12 protein-coding genes are annotated in these 15,384 nt (G+C 69.3%); 11 read left to right on the top strand and 1 reads right to left on the bottom strand.

The features are described from left to right. Positions 1-360: 360 nt before the first annotated feature. From dnaE to BIU95_RS08055, 5 genes are read left to right on the top strand one after another with little or no spacing between them, the layout of a single operon-like run. The gene (gene dnaE / locus BIU95_RS08035) at positions 361-3,900 is read left to right on the top strand and encodes a DNA polymerase III subunit alpha (protein ID WP_083389299.1); all 3,540 of its coding nucleotides are present in this window, start codon (positions 361-363) and stop codon (positions 3,898-3,900) included. An 11-nt stretch (positions 3,901-3,911) separates the two neighbouring features. Next, positions 3,912-4,760 (top strand): hypothetical protein, encoded by an 849-nt coding sequence (locus tag BIU95_RS08040; protein WP_071251370.1) that lies wholly within the window; start codon positions 3,912-3,914, stop codon positions 4,758-4,760. Beyond that, positions 4,757-6,064: a histidinol dehydrogenase gene (hisD, locus tag BIU95_RS08045; RefSeq protein WP_071251372.1), complete on the top strand. Its 1,308-nt coding sequence runs from the start codon at positions 4,757-4,759 to the stop codon at positions 6,062-6,064. The genes BIU95_RS08040 and hisD overlap by 4 nt, the downstream gene beginning before the upstream one ends. A 13-nt stretch (positions 6,065-6,077) precedes the next feature. Then, on the top strand, positions 6,078-6,578 hold the full coding sequence (gene nrdR, locus BIU95_RS08050) for a transcriptional regulator NrdR (RefSeq protein ID WP_017886638.1): 501 nt from the start codon (positions 6,078-6,080) through the stop codon (positions 6,576-6,578). Beyond that, entirely contained in the window at positions 6,575-7,651 is a 1,077-nt protein-coding gene (locus BIU95_RS08055; RefSeq protein WP_082046807.1) for a quinone-dependent dihydroorotate dehydrogenase, read from the top strand. Before nrdR ends, BIU95_RS08055 begins: the two co-directional genes overlap by 4 nt. A gap of 232 nt (positions 7,652-7,883) precedes the next feature. Here the strand turns inward: BIU95_RS08055 and BIU95_RS08060 are convergent, their stop codons facing one another. Next, a complete protein-coding gene (locus tag BIU95_RS08060; RefSeq protein ID WP_017886640.1) occupies positions 7,884-8,459 on the bottom strand; it encodes a DUF3043 domain-containing protein in 576 nt (191 codons plus the stop codon). A gap of 52 nt (positions 8,460-8,511) precedes the next feature. Here BIU95_RS08060 and BIU95_RS08065 point away from each other — a divergent pair, with 52 nt between their 5' ends. From BIU95_RS08065 to BIU95_RS08090, 6 genes are all read left to right on the top strand, one after another. After that, positions 8,512-9,963 (top strand): dipeptidase, encoded by a 1,452-nt coding sequence (locus BIU95_RS08065; protein WP_071251374.1) that lies wholly within the window; start codon positions 8,512-8,514, stop codon positions 9,961-9,963. A gap of 58 nt (positions 9,964-10,021) precedes the next feature. Continuing rightward, positions 10,022-10,390 (top strand): iron-sulfur cluster assembly accessory protein, encoded by a 369-nt coding sequence (locus BIU95_RS08070; RefSeq protein ID WP_017886642.1) that lies wholly within the window; start codon positions 10,022-10,024, stop codon positions 10,388-10,390. A gap of 290 nt (positions 10,391-10,680) precedes the next feature. Next, entirely contained in the window at positions 10,681-11,583 is a 903-nt protein-coding gene (gene coxB / locus BIU95_RS08075) for a cytochrome c oxidase subunit II (RefSeq protein WP_031259441.1), read from the top strand. 11 nt (positions 11,584-11,594) lie between these two features. Further along, positions 11,595-13,331 (top strand): cytochrome c oxidase subunit I, encoded by a 1,737-nt coding sequence (ctaD, locus tag BIU95_RS08080; protein WP_017886644.1) that lies wholly within the window; start codon positions 11,595-11,597, stop codon positions 13,329-13,331. Between the two features lie 4 nt (positions 13,332-13,335). Beyond that, on the top strand, positions 13,336-13,752 hold the full coding sequence (locus BIU95_RS08085) for a cytochrome c oxidase subunit 4 (protein ID WP_071251376.1): 417 nt from the start codon (positions 13,336-13,338) through the stop codon (positions 13,750-13,752). A gap of 158 nt (positions 13,753-13,910) precedes the next feature. Then, entirely contained in the window at positions 13,911-15,284 is a 1,374-nt protein-coding gene (locus tag BIU95_RS08090) for a glucose-6-phosphate dehydrogenase (protein WP_017886646.1), read from the top strand. The last annotated feature ends 100 nt before the right edge of the window (positions 15,285-15,384 follow it).

The following is a 15,384-nucleotide window of genomic DNA, read 5'->3' on the forward strand; positions in this document are numbered from 1 at the left end:
GCGTGTCCTGCTCGCTCGGCGGCGCGCCCTGCGCGTGTCGCGACCGGATGCCGGTCTGGAGGCGTGGTGCGGGCCCGCCCCGAGCCTCCCGTCCGCCCCGCCCGGTCTCTTTCGCCGAGGGGTCGCGAACTGTCGGCTGCGGAGCCGTCAGGCGACGCGTTCTGCACCCGCGGCGGCGCGCGTGTGGCGTGTCCTGCCCGCTCGGCGGCGCGCGCCGCGCGTGTCGCGATCCGATGCCGGTCTGGAGGCGCGGTGCGGGCCCGCCCCGAGCCTCCCGTCCGCCACGACGCGCGCGGGAATGTGGGCGGCCGCAGTTAGGCTGTTCCCACCCCGCAGCACACCGTACGAACCGGAGGTTCCGTGTCGGATTCCGACTCCTTCGTCCACCTGCACGTGCACAGCGAGTACTCGATGCTCGACGGTGCCGCCAGGCTCTCCGACCTCGTGGCGGAGACCGCCGCGCAGGGGATGCCCGCCGTGGCGGTGACCGACCACGGCAACATGTTCGGCGCCTTCGAGTTCTGGAAGGCCGCCAAGGCCGGTGGCGTCAAGCCCATCATCGGGACCGAGGCGTACATCACGCCCCGCACGCACCGCTCCGACAAGACCCGTGTCCGCTGGGGTGACGGCGGCGGCGACGACGTGTCCGGTGCGGGCTCGTACACGCACATGACGATGTTCGCCGAGAACACCACCGGCATGCACAACCTGTTCCGGTTGTCGTCCAAGGCGTCGCTCGAGGGCTACTACTTCAAGCCCCGCATGGACATCGAGCTCCTGCAGGAGTACCACCAGGGCATCATCGCCACGACGGGCTGCCCCTCGGGGGAGATCCAGACGCGCCTGCGCCTCGGCCAGTACGACGAAGCGGTGCAGGCCGCCGCCGACTACCGCGACATCTTCGGCAAGGAGAACTACTTCGCCGAGGTCATGGACCACGGGCTCGAGATCGAGCGCCGGATCATGAGCGACCTGATCCGCCTGGCGAAGGACCTCGACATCCCGCTGGTCGGCACGAACGACCTGCACTACACGCACGCCCACGACGCCAAGTCGCACGCTGCACTGCTCTGCGTGCAGTCCGGTTCGACCCTGAACGACCCGAACCGCTTCAAGTTCGATGCCGACGAGTTCTACCTGAAGACCCCGGCGCAGATGCGACACGTCTTCCGCGACAACCTCGAGGCCTGTGACAACACGCTGCTCATCGCCGAACGCTGCAACGTCGAGTTCGACACCTCGGCGAACTACATGCCGAAGTTCCCGGTGCCCGAGGGCGAGACCGAGCACTCCTGGTTCGAGAAAGAGGTCGCGAAGGGGCTGGAGTACCGGTACCCGGGCGGCATCTCGAAAGAGGTCCAGGACCGCGCCGACTACGAGGTCGGCATCATCAACCAGATGGGGTTCCCTGGCTACTTCCTGGTGGTCGCGGACTTCATCAACTGGTCCAAGAACAACGGCATCCGCGTCGGTCCGGGGCGTGGCTCCGGTGCCGGCTCGATGGTGGCGTACGCGATGCGCATCACCGACCTCGACCCGATCCGGCACGGTCTGATCTTCGAGCGGTTCCTCAACCCGGACCGCGTCTCGATGCCCGACTTCGACGTCGACTTCGACGACCGGCGCCGCGGTGAGGCGATCAAGTACGTCACCGAGAAGTACGGGTCGGAGCGCGTGGCGCAGATCGTCACGTACGGCACGATCAAGGCGAAGCAGGCGCTCAAGGACTCCTCGCGCGTCCTCGGGTTCCCGTTCGGCATGGGCGAGAAGCTCACCAAGGCGATGCCACCGCCCGTGATGGGCAAGGACATCCCGCTCACCGGGATCTTCGACAAGGACCACCCGCGCTACAAGGAAGCCGTCGACGTCCGCACCGTGGTCGAGACCGACCCCGAGGCGAAGACCGTCTTCGACACGGCGCTCGGGCTCGAGGGGCTGAAGCGCCAGTGGGGCGTGCACGCGGCCGGCGTCATCATGTCGAGCGACCCGCTGATCGACATCATCCCGATCATGAAGCGGGAGCAGGACGGCCAGATCGTCACGCAGTTCGACTACCCGGCGGCGGAGTCGCTCGGCCTGATCAAGATGGACTTCCTGGGGCTCCGCAACCTCACGATCATCAGCGACGCCCTCGACAACATCAAGACGAACCGGGGGACCGAGCTCGACCTCGAGAACATGGGGCTCGAGGACCCCGAGGCGTACGCGCTCCTGCAGCGCGGTGACACCCTCGGCGTGTTCCAGCTCGACGGCGGGCCCATGCGCGGCCTGCTGCGGCTGATGAAGCCCGACAACTTCGAGGACATCTCCGCGCTCATCGCCCTGTACCGTCCGGGGCCCATGGGTGCGAACTCGCACACGAACTACGCGCTCCGCAAGAACGGCGAGCAGCCGATCACCCCGATCCACCCGGAGCTCGAAGAGCCCCTGAAGGACATCATCGGCACGACCTACGGCCTGATCATCTACCAGGAGCAGGTCATGGCCATCGCGCAGAAGGTCGCCGGGTTCTCCCTCGGCCAGGCGGACATCCTCCGCCGCGCGATGGGCAAGAAGAAGAAGTCCGAGCTCGACAAGCAGTACGCGGGCTTCCAGCAGGGCATGAAGGACAACGGCTACTCCGACGCGGCGATCAAGACGCTGTGGGACATCCTGCTGCCCTTCTCCGACTACGCGTTCAACAAGGCGCACTCGGCGGCCTACGGTGTGGTGTCCTTCTGGACCGCGTACCTCAAGGCGCACTACCCGGCTGAGTACATGGCGGCCCTGCTGACCTCGGTCGGTGACGCCCGTGACAAGCTCGCCCTGTACCTGAACGAGTGCCGGCGCATGGGCATCAAGGTCATGCCGCCGGACGTCAACGAGTCGATCGGCTTCTTCGCCGCAGTCGGTGACGACATCCGCTTCGGCATGGGTGCCATCCGCAACGTCGGGTTCAACGTGGTCGACGACATCGTCAAGGCCCGGACCGAGAAGGGTGCGTTCGAGTCCTTCCACGACTTCCTGCGCAAGATCCCGATCTCGTCGGCGAACAAGCGCACGGTCGAGTCGCTCATCAAGGCCGGTGCGTTCGACGAGTTCGGGGACACCCGCCGTGCCCTGGTGGAGATCCACGAGGGCGCCGTCGAGGGCGCGGTGAAGGTCAAGCGTGACGAGGCCCACGGCAACGTCGGGTTCGACTTCGACTCGCTCTTCGCCGAGGCCGCCGAGGCCGCCGAGGACACCCCGAGCGCCGCGGTGTCCCAGGTGCCGGACCGGCCGGAGTGGTCCAAGCGCGACAAGCTGGCGTTCGAGCGGGACATGCTCGGGCTCTACGTGTCCGACCACCCGCTCGCCGGGCTCGAGATCGAACTCGCGAAGCACCAGTCGATCACCATCGCCGACCTGCTGACCGCCGACGACTCGATCGAGGGTGAGACGGTCACCGTCGCCGGCCTGCTGACGAGCGTGCAGCACCGGGTGGCGAAGACGAGCGGCAACCCGTACGGCATCGTCGACATCGAGGACTTCGGCGGGCAGATCGGGGTGATGTTCCTGGGCAAGACGTACCAGGAGTTCGGCCCGTCCCTGGTGGCCGACTCGATCGTCGTCCTGCGCGGCCGCGTCAACGTCCGCGACGACGGCAAGGCCCTGCACGCGGTGAGCATGTTCCAGCCGAACGTCGGCGACGCGATGGGTTCCGGCCCGCTCACCCTGTCACTGCCCGAACGGCAGGCCACGACGACCACGGTGACGGAACTCGCCGCCGTGCTCGGCCGTCACCAGGGCGACACCGAGGTCCGGCTGAAGCTGCTGAAGGACGACGTGGCACGCACCTTCGAGCTGCCCTTCCCGGTGAACCTCACCCCGGACCTGTTCGGCGAGCTGAAGAGCCTGCTCGGACCCCGCTGCCTGGTCTAGGAGCGTCGACCATGGCCGGTCCGCCGCTGCCGCCGGGCCCGGACGTGCTGCGGGCGTTCGGCGTGCACGACCGCCCGCTCGAGCGGCTCGGCGGCGGCCGCGGGCTGACGTGGCGCGCCGGGGACGTCGTGCTCCGGCCGTCCGGCGACCCCCTGGAGGCCCGGTGGCGGTCCGCCACGCTGGCCCGGCTCGTCCACACGGCCGGGTTCCGGACCCCGCGTCCGGTCGCCGCCGAGTCCGGGGACTGGATCATGGACGCCGGCACCGGCACCGGCACCGGCGACGGCGGGTGGGAGGCCTGGGGATGGGTCGACGGCCGGACCGACCCGACCCGCGTGGACCACGTCATCGCCGCGGGCGCTGCCTTCCACCGGGCCGTCGCGGACCTGCCGCGTCCCGAAGTCCTCGATCAGCGTGACGACCCCTGGAGCCGGGCGGACCGGATGGTCTGGGGCGACGCACCCCTGCCGGACGATCCAACGCTGGACCGCCTGGCGGCGACGTTCCAGCCGGTGACGTCCCCGTCCCAGCTCGTCCACGGTGACCTGCTCGGCAACGTGCTCTTCACGCCGGGGGAGCCACCCACGGTGTTCGACTGGGCGCCGTACTGGCGCCCGGCGGGCCTCGGTGCCGCGATCGCCGCGGTCGACGCCGTGACCTGGCACCGGGTCGCCGTCGGCCGGCTCGGCGTGCTCGGGACCGGCGTGCCGGAGTGGCCGCAGCTGCTCGTCCGTGCGCTGGCGTTCCGGATCGCCACGCTGCACCTGCTCGACGCGTGGGACACCGACCAGGTCGCCCACCACCGGCCCGTGGTCGACGCGGTCGTGCAGCACGCCGCCGGTACGCTGGAGGCCTCATGATGCAGCGAATCGACCTCCGCGGCGGCCTCCCCGCCCGTGCCGAACTCCTCCGACTCATGCCCCGTGCCGCGGGTGACGTGTCGCACGCGGTCGACGCCGCGCGCGAGTTGATCGAGGACGTCCGACACCGTGGGGCCGCGGCCCTGCGCGACCAGGCCGAGCGCTTCGACGGTGGGGCCCCCGCGAACGTGCGGGTGCCCGCCGCCGAGATCACCGCCGCGGTGGCCGGGCTCACCCCCGAGGTCCGGGCGGCCCTCGACGAGGCGATCCGCCGCGTCCGTGCCGCGAGTGCCGCGCAGATCCCCGCTCCGTCCGTGACGACCCTGGCCGACGGCGCCGAGGTCCACCAGCGCTGGCAGCCGATGCGCCGTGTCGGGCTCTACGTGCCCGGCGGCAAGGCCGTCTACCCGTCCAGCGTCGTGATGAACGTGGTCGCCGCCCAGGTCGCGGGCGTGCCCTCGATCGCCCTCGTGTCGCCGCCGCAGCGCGACCACGGCGGCGCGGTGCACCCGACGATCCTCGCCGCGGCGGGGCTGCTCGGCATCGACGAGGTCTACGCGATGGGTGGTGCCGGAGCCGTCGGCGCGCTGGCGTACGGCGTCGCCGAGCTCGACCTCGAGCCCGTCGACCTGGTCACCGGGCCGGGCAACAACTACGTCGCCGCCGCCAAGCGCCTGGTGCGCGGTGTGGTGGGCATCGACTCCGAGGCCGGGGCGACCGAGATCCTCGTGATCGCGGACGACACCGCCGACGCGGGGTTCGTGGCCGCCGACCTGATCAGCCAGGCCGAGCACGACGAGCAGGCCGGCAGCGTGCTGGTGACGACGTCCGCGGCGTTCGCCGACGCGGTGGAAGCCGCCATCCCGGAACGCACGGCGGTGCTCGGGACAGCTGCGCGCCTCCAGACCGCCCTGGACGGGCCGCAGTCCGCGATCGTCCTGGTGGACTCGCTGACCGACGCCGCGACCGTGAGCAACGCGTACGGGCCGGAACACCTGGAGATCCAGACGGTCGACGACGACGCCGTGCTGGCCGACATCGACGCCGCCGGTGCGGTGTTCGTCGGACCGAGCACGCCGGTGAGCCTGGGGGACTACCTGGCCGGGTCGAACCACGTGCTGCCGACCGGCGGCCAGGCCCGCTTCGGGTCCGGACTGTCCGCGTCGACGTTCCTGCGACCCCAGCAGATCGTCCGGTACACGCCCGAGGCCCTGGCCGAGGTGGCGCCGCACATCGTCGCCCTGTCCACCGAGGAGCAGCTCCCCGCGCACGGGGCCGCCGTGACGGAGCGCACGAACCGATAGCCTGGGGAACGACATGTTCTGCCCCTTCTGCCGCCACCCGGACTCCCGCGTCGTCGACTCACGGACGAGCGACGACGGAACCTCCATCCGCCGCCGTCGACAGTGCCCCAACTGCGGTCGACGGTTCTCGACCACCGAGACCGCATCGCTCAACGTCGTGAAGCGCAACGGCGTCACCGAGCCGTTCAGCCGCGACAAGATCGTCTCCGGTGTGCGCAAGGCGTGCCAGGGGCGCCCGGTCACCGACGGCGACCTGGCCGTCCTCGCGCAGCGCGTCGAGGAGACCGTGCGCTCCTCCGGGTCCAGCCAGATCGACGCGAACGACATCGGCCTCGCGATCCTCGCGCCCCTGCGGGAGCTCGACGAGGTCGCGTACCTGCGCTTCGCGAGCGTCTACCAGGCGTTCGACTCGCTCGAGGACTTCGAGGACGCCATCGGCCAGCTCCGTCGCGACCACCACGGGACGGCCGACAGCGCCGCCGGCTCGTCCGCACCGTCCGGCACACGCGCGTGAGCGGCATCGCCGAACGGATCGTGCGCGGCGGGTACCGCGTCGTGTTCCGCTCCGTGTTCGCGAACATGGACCCGGAACGCGCCCACCACCTGGCCTTCGCCGTCATCGCTGGGCTGCCTCGCGTGCCGTTCCTGAGCGGGGTCGTCGAGCGGTACTGCCGCCCGTCGGCAGCCGACGGCATCACCACGATGGGCATCCACTTCCCGTCGCGCTTCGGCCTGGCGGCGGGCTTCGACAAGGACGCCCGCGGCATCGCCGGGCTCGGCCTGCTCGGCTTCGGCCACGTCGAGGTCGGCACCATCACCGCAAAGCCGCAGCCCGGCAACGAGCGCCCGCGCCTGTTCCGACTGATCGGCGACCGCGCCCTGATCAACCGCATGGGCTTCAACAACCACGGCGCGGCTGCGGCCGCCCGACGTCTCGAGCGCGCCCGCCGCAACCCGGGCCGGCCCGTGATCGGCGTGAACATCGGCAAGAGCCGGGTCGTCTCGGTCGAGGACGCCATCGACGACTACCTCGAGTCCACCCGCCGCCTGGCGACGTTCGCGGACTACCTGGCGGTCAACGTCAGCTCGCCGAACACGCCCGGTCTGCGCGGACTGCAGGAACTCGACCAGCTCCGACCGCTGCTCTCCGCGGTGCGCGACGGCGCGGGGCGCACCCCGGTGCTCGTCAAGATCGCACCGGACCTGACCGACGAGCAGATCGACGCGATCGCGGGCCTGGCGGTCGAGCTCGGCCTGTCCGGCGTGATCGCGAACAACACGACCACCGCGCGCGAGGGACTGACGGCCGACCCGTCCGACGTCGAGGCGATGGGTGCCGGTGGACTCTCCGGTGCGCCGGTCGCCGCGCGTTCGCTCGAGGTCCTGCGTCGGGTCCGCGCCGCCGTGCCGGCGGACTTCTGCGTCATCGCCGTCGGTGGCGTGACCACCGAGCAGGACGTGCAGGACCGCATCGACGCCGGGGCGACGCTGGTGCAGGGCTACACGGCGTTCCTCTACGAGGGGCCGACCTGGGCAGCGCGCATCAACCGGCTGCGCCGACGTCGGCTGCGTCGCGCCGCGCGCTAGTCGCGACCACCATCCGGACGGGAGGCCCGTGGCGACGCCGCCACGGGCCTCCCGTCCGTCCTGGGGCGCGCCTGCGCATCGGGTGAGCAGAACACGCCGTGGCTCGCCAGTCGACCCGTCGTGTTCTGCTCACTCGATCACCGATGCGGAGCGGGGGAGCGGGGAACAGGGGAGCGGGAACGACGAAGCGCCGCCCGGCAGGCCGGGCGGCGCTTGGTTCGTGTGCGTGTGGCTAGAGCGTGGGGTACTCGCCGCGCCGGACCTGGGGCTTCGGCAGCCGCAGGAACCGCAGCTGCCACGCCCGCGTCAGGATGTAGAGGAACGTGCCGCGCTGGAAGTCGCCGAACTTGGTGGTGAGCTTGCGGCGGAGCGACAGCCAGAGCACCACGCAGTCGATGACGAACAGCGCCACGAACGCCCACACCAGCAGGAGCGAGTAGGACGCGACCACGGTCTGCGCGGCGGCGAACCCGACGATGAGGAACAGCACGAGCACGGGCATCATGACCTCGCCGACGTTCCAGCGGGCGTCGATCCAGTCGCGGACGAAGCGTCGCTGCTCACCGCGGTCCTTGGCCGGCAGGTAGCGCTCCTCGCCGTTGGCCATGCCGACCCGTGCGCGCTCGCGCTCGGAGTTGAGGCGTGCACGGGCTGCCTTCTTGTCGACCGGCGTGTTGCCGACGAGGGGGCGGCGGTTCGCTGCCTCTCGCTCGCGGCGGGACGGCGTCGGGCGGCCCTTGCCCTGCTCGAGGAGCTCGGCCTCGGTCGGGTTGACGGTCGTGTTGGTCTTGGGGGCTGCCTTCGCCACGGTGCGTTCCTAACGGCGGTGTGCGTGCGGGATCTCCTCTAGATTACCGGGCATGACCGACAGCCAACAGCACAGCCCCGCGACCGACCCTGCGCTCCTCGACGCCCTGCGCGAACACGTCCAGGGGGCCCTGCCCACGACGATCGCCGACCTGTCCGCCCTGGTACGCCTGCCGTCGGTCTCCTGGTCGTCCTTCGACCCGTCGAACGTGCGCGCGAGTGCCGAGGCCGTCGCGGACCTGGCGCGGTCGACCGGGGTCTTCGGCCCGGACGACGTCCGGATCGTGCGGTCGGCAGTGTCCGGCTCGACCGCCGACGTCGCCGAGGCGGACGCCGAGACCGAGCTCGGCCAGCCGGCGGTGCTCGCGGTGCGCCCGGCGCGGAACGGCAAGCCGACGGTGATGCTCTACGCCCACCACGACGTGCAGCCGCAGGGCGACGAGGCCCTGTGGGAGACCCCGCCGTTCGAGCCGACGCTCCGCGGTGACCGCCTGTACGGTCGCGGCGCCTCGGACGACAAAGCCGGCGTGATGACCCACATCGCCTCGCTCCGCGCGGTGCACGCCCAGTTCGGCGACGACCTCGACCTCGGGATCGTGCTGTTCGTCGAGGGCGAGGAGGAGTTCGGCTCCCGCTCGTTCCGCACCTTCCTGCGCGAGCAGAAGGAGCACCTGGCCGCCGACGTCATCGTCGTGGCGGACAGCGACAACTGGTCGACCGAGGTGCCGTCGATCACGGTGTCGCTGCGCGGCAACGTCACCTTCAAGCTCACCCTGACCACGCTCGAGCACGCCAGCCACAGCGGCATGTTCGGGGGAGCGGCCCCGGACGCGATGATCCCGATGGTGCGGCTGCTCGCCTCGCTGCACGACGCCGACGGGTCGGTCGCCGTCGAGGGGCTGGCCTCGTACGAAGCCGACGTGCCGGAGCGCACCGAGGACGAACTCGCCGTCGACGCCGCACTCGTTCCCGGTGTGCGCCCGATCGGTACCGGCGCCGTGCTGTCCCGCATGTGGTTCCAGCCGTCGATCACGGTGACGGGCATGGACGTGCCGAGCGTCGCGAACGCCTCGAACACCCTGCTGCCCACGGTCTCGGCACGGGTCTCGGTCCGCGTCGCCCCCGGCCAGGACGCCCGCGAGGCCGCCGCTGCCGTCGAACGGCACCTGCGCGAGCACGTCCCGTTCGGCGCACGGATGGAGGTCACCGAGCCGGACAGCGGCGACGGATTCCTCGTCGACACCGCCGGCTGGGCCGTGCAGGAGGCCCGCACGGCCATGCGCGAGGGCTGGGGTGCCGAGGCGGTCGAGCAGGGCATCGGCGGGTCGATCCCGTTCGTGTCGGACCTGGCTGCGGAGTTCCCGGACGCGCAGATCCTGGTCACCGGCGTCGAGGACCCGGACACCCGCGCGCACAGCCCGAACGAGTCGCAGCACCTCGGCGTCCTGCACCGTGCCATCGCGTCGGAGACGATCCTGCTCGCCAGGCTCGCGACGCGCAGCTGAGGGTGCTTACAATCGAGGCCAGGCGCGGTGACCAGCACCGCCCGGAGGGAGACGCGCGATGAGCGACACCATCACCGAAGCACCGGCGACCGAGACCCCGTCGCACGGCGTCCTCCTGAGCGACGCCGCTGCCGGCAAGGTGGCGAGCCTGCTCGAGCAAGAGGGCCGCGATGACCTGCGCCTGCGCCTCGCCGTGCAGCCCGGTGGCTGCTCGGGCCTGATCTACCAGCTGTACTTCGACGAGCGCATGCTCGACGGTGACGTCACCGCCGAGTTCGACGGGGTCGAGGTCGTCGTCGACAAGATGAGCGTCCCGTACCTCGACGGCGCGACGATCGACTTCGAGGACACGATCCAGAAGCAGGGCTTCACGATCGACAACCCGAACGCGCAGGGCAGCTGCGCCTGCGGTGACAGCTTCCACTGATCGCCAGCGATCCGACACGCGAGCGGGAGCGACCGGAACGGTCGCTCCCGCTCGCGTTCGTGTGACCGGACGTGGCGCGCCGGGGCGCGGCGGAACCGGGGGGAATCGTGCCCGCCGACGTGCGGATCGAGGCCAGAACCGTGGCGTGTGTGCGCGAGCGGCGGCGAGCTGCGAGTAAGCTAGGAGTGTTCCAATCAAGCTGGGAGCCAGCCAAGCGCCGCCTTCGTGCGGCTCGCCGTCGGACACGACGGACTGACTTCCGAAGCTCACGTCTTTTGCGAGAGGTAACAGTGCGTTCGAATCGCCGTATACGTTGGGCGGCCGTCCCGGTGGCCGTCGGTCTGGTCATCGCACTGGCTGGCTGCACGCAGCAGCAGATGAACGGATGGCTCCCCGGCACGGAGGAGACGAAGAACGTCACCAACCACACGAGCCGCATCGTCGGCCTGTGGACCACCAGCTGGGTCGTGCTCCTCGCCGTCGGTCTGATCGTGTGGGGCCTGATCATCTGGGCCGCGATCGTCTACCGCCGCCGGAAGGGCCAGACCGGCCTGCCCGTGCAGATGCGGTACAACATGCCGCTCGAGATCTTCTACACGATCGTGCCGCTGATCCTGGTGCTCGGCTTCTTCGCCTTCACCGCGAAGGACCAGGCCGCGATCGAGAAGCCCTTCGCCGACCCCGACGCCACCGTGCACGTGTACGGCAAGCGCTGGGCGTGGGACTTCAACTACATCAACAAGGACAACCCCGAAGAGAGCGTCTACTACCAGGGCATCCAGGCCCAGGAAGAAGAGAACGCCAAGGGGGCGATCGACGAGTCGCAGCTGCCGACCCTCTACCTGCCCAAGGGCAAGAAGGTCGCGATCGAACTCTCGTCGCGCGACGTCGACCACTCCTTCTGGGTCATCGACTTCCTGTACAAGAAGGACATGCTCCCCGGCAAGACCAACTGGGAGTACTTCATCCCGGAGAAGCTCGGCACGTACCAGGGCAAGTGCGCGGAGCTCTGCGGTGAGTACCACTCGCTGATGCTCTTCCAGGTGAAGGTCGTCACGCCCGCTCAGTACGAGGCGTACCTCGGCACCCTGAAGGACCAGGGCAAGGTCGGTCTGCTCGGCAACGAGTACAACACCAACACCAACGAACCGAACAACAAGGCGCCGGTCGAGGCGTCCAGCGAGAACAAGTAGGGGCTCGTCAGATGACAACGTCACTCGTCGGCCAACCGACCCAGACCGCTTCGCCGGACTTCCAGGCGTCGAAGGTGGGCCGGAAGGGCAACATCGTCGTCCGGTGGATCACCTCCACCGACCACAAGACCATCGGGTACATGTACCTGATCGCGTCGTTCGTCTTCTTCCTGCTCGCAGGTGTGATGGCCCTCGTGATCCGTGCCCAGCTCTTCGAACCCGGCCTGCACGTGGTCGCGACGAAGGAGCAGTACAACCAGCTGTTCACGATGCACGGCACGATCATGCTGCTGATGTTCGCGACGCCGCTGTTCTCGGGCTTCGCGAACGCGATCATGCCGCTCCAGATCGGTGCGCCCGACGTCGCCTTCCCGCGACTCAACGGGTTCGCCTTCTGGCTCTACCTGTTCGGTTCGCTCATCGCGGTCGGCGGCTTCCTCACCCCGCAGGGCGCTGCCTCGTTCGGCTGGTTCGCCTACGCGCCACTGAGTGACACGACGTTCACACCAGGGCTCGGCGGGACACTCTGGGTCTTCGGCCTGGGCATGACCGGCTTCTCGACGATCCTCGGTGCGGTGAACTTCATCACCACGATCATCACGATGCGTGCCCCGGGTCTGACCATGTTCCGCATGTCGATCTTCACGTGGAACACCCTCGTGACCGCGCTCCTCGTCCTGATGGCCTTCCCGGTCCTCGCGACGGCGCTCTTCGGCCTCGGTCTCGACCGTGTGTTCAACGCCCAGATCTTCAACCCGGCCAACGGCGGGGCCCTGCTCTGGCAGCACCTGTTCTGGTTCTTCGGGCACCCCGAGGTGTACATCATCGCGCTGCCGTTCTTCGGCATCGTGTCCGAGGTCTTCCCGGTGTTCAGCCGCAAGCCGATCTTCGGATACAAGACCCTGGTGTACGCGACCATCTCGATCGCGGCCCTGTCGGTCACGGTGTGGGCACACCACATGTACGTCACCGGTGGCGTCCTGCTCCCGTGGTTCTCGCTCATGACGATGCTCATCGCGGTCCCGACCGGCGTGAAGATCTTCAACTGGGTCGGCACGATGTGGCGCGGTTCGGTCACGTTCGAGACCCCGCTGCTCTGGGCTCTCGGGTTCCTGATCACCTTCACGTTCGGTGGTCTGACCGGTGTCATCCTGGCGTCGCCGCCGCTCGACTTCCACGTGTCCGACTCGTACTTCGTCGTCGCGCACTTCCACTACGTGGTCTTCGGCACCGTCGTGTTCGCGATGTTCTCCGGCTTCTACTTCTGGTGGCCGAAGTGGACCGGCAAGATGCTCAACGAGCGTCTCGGCAAGATCCACTTCTGGCTCCTGTTCATCGGGTTCCACACCACGTTCCTCATCCAGCACTGGCTGGGCGTCATCGGCATGCCGCGTCGGTACGCGACCTACCTGCCGAACGACGGCTTCACGTGGATGAACCAGCTGTCGACGATCGGCTCGATGATCCTCGCGATCTCGTTCCTGCCGTTCATCTTCAACGTCTACGTGACCGCTCGGAACGCACCGAAGGTCGCTGTGAACGACCCGTGGGGCTACGGCCGCTCGCTCGAGTGGGCGACCTCCTGCCCGCCGCCGCGCCACAACTTCACGTCGATCCCGCGCATCCGTTCGGAGTCCCCGGCGTTCGACCTGAACCACCCCGAGGCCGGTGTGCCGATCGGTGTCGGTCCTGCGAAGGACGCCCCCGATGCCCCGACCTACGACGCCGCGAAGGGCGAGGTGAAGTAACGCCATGCGCGCGAACACCAACCTGTTCTGGATCCTCTTCGGGTTCTTCATCCTCGCGGACGCCGCGTACACGATCTGGGCGATGCTCTACTACGGTCACCCGGAGTGGGTCGGCACCGTGGCGATCGGCCTGACGGGCATCATGTCGGCGTTCATCGCCTTCTACCTCGGCAAGGTGATGTCGTCGCAGGGCGGCGTCCTGCCCGAGGACCGCCCGGACGCCAACATCGAGGACGGCGACGCCGAACTCGGGCACTTCAGCCCGTGGTCCTGGTGGCCCATCCTGCTGGCCGCCGCGGTCGCCGTGTGCTTCCTCGGCGTGGCAGCCGGCCTCTGGATCGTCCCGATCGGTCTCGTCCTCGTGGCGATCACCCTGGTCGGCTGGGTCTACGAGTACTACCGCGGCAACTTCGAGCACTGACCCGGCGCTGCAGCGCACCTGACACTTCGGGCGGCACCAGAACGGTGCCGCCCGAAGTGCGTCCGGGCACAGATCTCCGGTTCGGATCCGGAACAAACGGGCCCGCCCGCGACTTGACTGGAGCGGACCTCCCACCACAGCGAAAGGAGTCACCTCAGGTGACCGACAAGCGCACCCTCATCATCTTCGGCGCGACGGGCGACCTCGCCTCCCGCCTGCTCCTGCCGGGCCTCGGCACGTTCCTGCAGAGCGGCCGTGCCGTCCCCGTGCAGCTGATCGGCACGGGCCGCAGCGAGCGCAGCCCCGAGAAGTGGAAGGACATCGTCACGCAGTCCTTCGCGTCGCAGGACGTCAAGGGGCCGGAGGTCGACGCGACCATCGAGTCGACGCAGTTCATCCAGGGCGACCCCACCGACCCGAAGCACCTCGAGGCGCTGTTGGCCGCGGCCGACTCCGAGCCGATCCTGTACTTCGCGCTCCCGCCGCAGATCGCCTCCGACATCTGCGAGGCGCTCCAGCACGTCGAGCTCCCCGAGGGCACGACCCTTGCCTTCGAGAAGCCCTTCGGCACCGACGTCGCGAGTGCCCAGGCCCTCAACGAGACGGTGCTCAAGCTCGTCCCCGAGGACCGCGTGCACCGCACCGACCACTTCCTCGGCCGCACCACGGTGCTGAACATCATCGGCCTGCGCTTCGCGAACCGCCTGTTCGAGCCGATCTGGAACGCCGAGAACATCGAGAAGGTCGACGTCTTCTACGACGAGACCCTCGGTCTCGAGAACCGCGCCCAGTACTACGACGAGGCCGGCGCGATGGTCGACATGATCCAGTCGCACCTGCTGCAGATCCTCGGCCTGGTCACGATGGACGCCCCGTCCGCGATCGACGCGGTCGAGTTCCGCTCGTCGCTCGCCCGGGTCCTGCGCTCCACGCGTCTGAAGGGCGACGACGCGAAGATCGCGTCCCGCCGAGCGGTCTACACGGCCGGCACCATCGACGGCAAGGAACTGCCCTCGTACCAGGAAGAGGACGGCGTCGACCCGTCGCGCCAGACGGAGACCCTCGCCGAGATCTCGGTCGAGGTCGACACCGCCCGCTGGGCCGGCGTCCCCTTCACGCTGCGCTCCGGCAAGGCCCTCGGCGCCAGCCGCAAGGAGGTGCTGATCACCTTCAAGCCGGTCACGCGCCTGCCCTCCGGCCTGAGTGGTCGCCCGAAGACCGACACGCTCCGCATCGTCCTGAACCCGGACGAGATCGAGCTGACGGTGTCGGCCAACGGTGGCGGCAACCCGTTCGAGATGGGGCAGGTCACCCTGTCGTCGTCGTTCAGCGACGGCGAGCTCACCCCGTACGGCGAGGTCCTGAACGGCATCTTCCACGACGACCCGCTGCTCTCCATCCGCGGCGACGTGGCCGAGCGCTGCTGGGAGATCGTCGAGCCGGTCGTCGCCGCCTGGAAGGCCGACGAGGTCCCGCTCGAGGAGTACCGCGCCGGTTCGCGCGGCCCGGCGGACTGGGAGTCGTCGTCCTGACGGACGCGTCCTCGACGTCCTGAACGGACGCCCTGACGGACGGGAGGCCCGGTGCCAGCTGGCACCGGGCCTCCCGTCCGTCTGTGGGTCGCGTGCAGAG

It is taken from the genome of Curtobacterium sp. MCBA15_007 (assembly GCF_001864905.1).
Lineage (GTDB): Bacteria > Actinomycetota > Actinomycetes > Actinomycetales > Microbacteriaceae > Curtobacterium > Curtobacterium poinsettiae.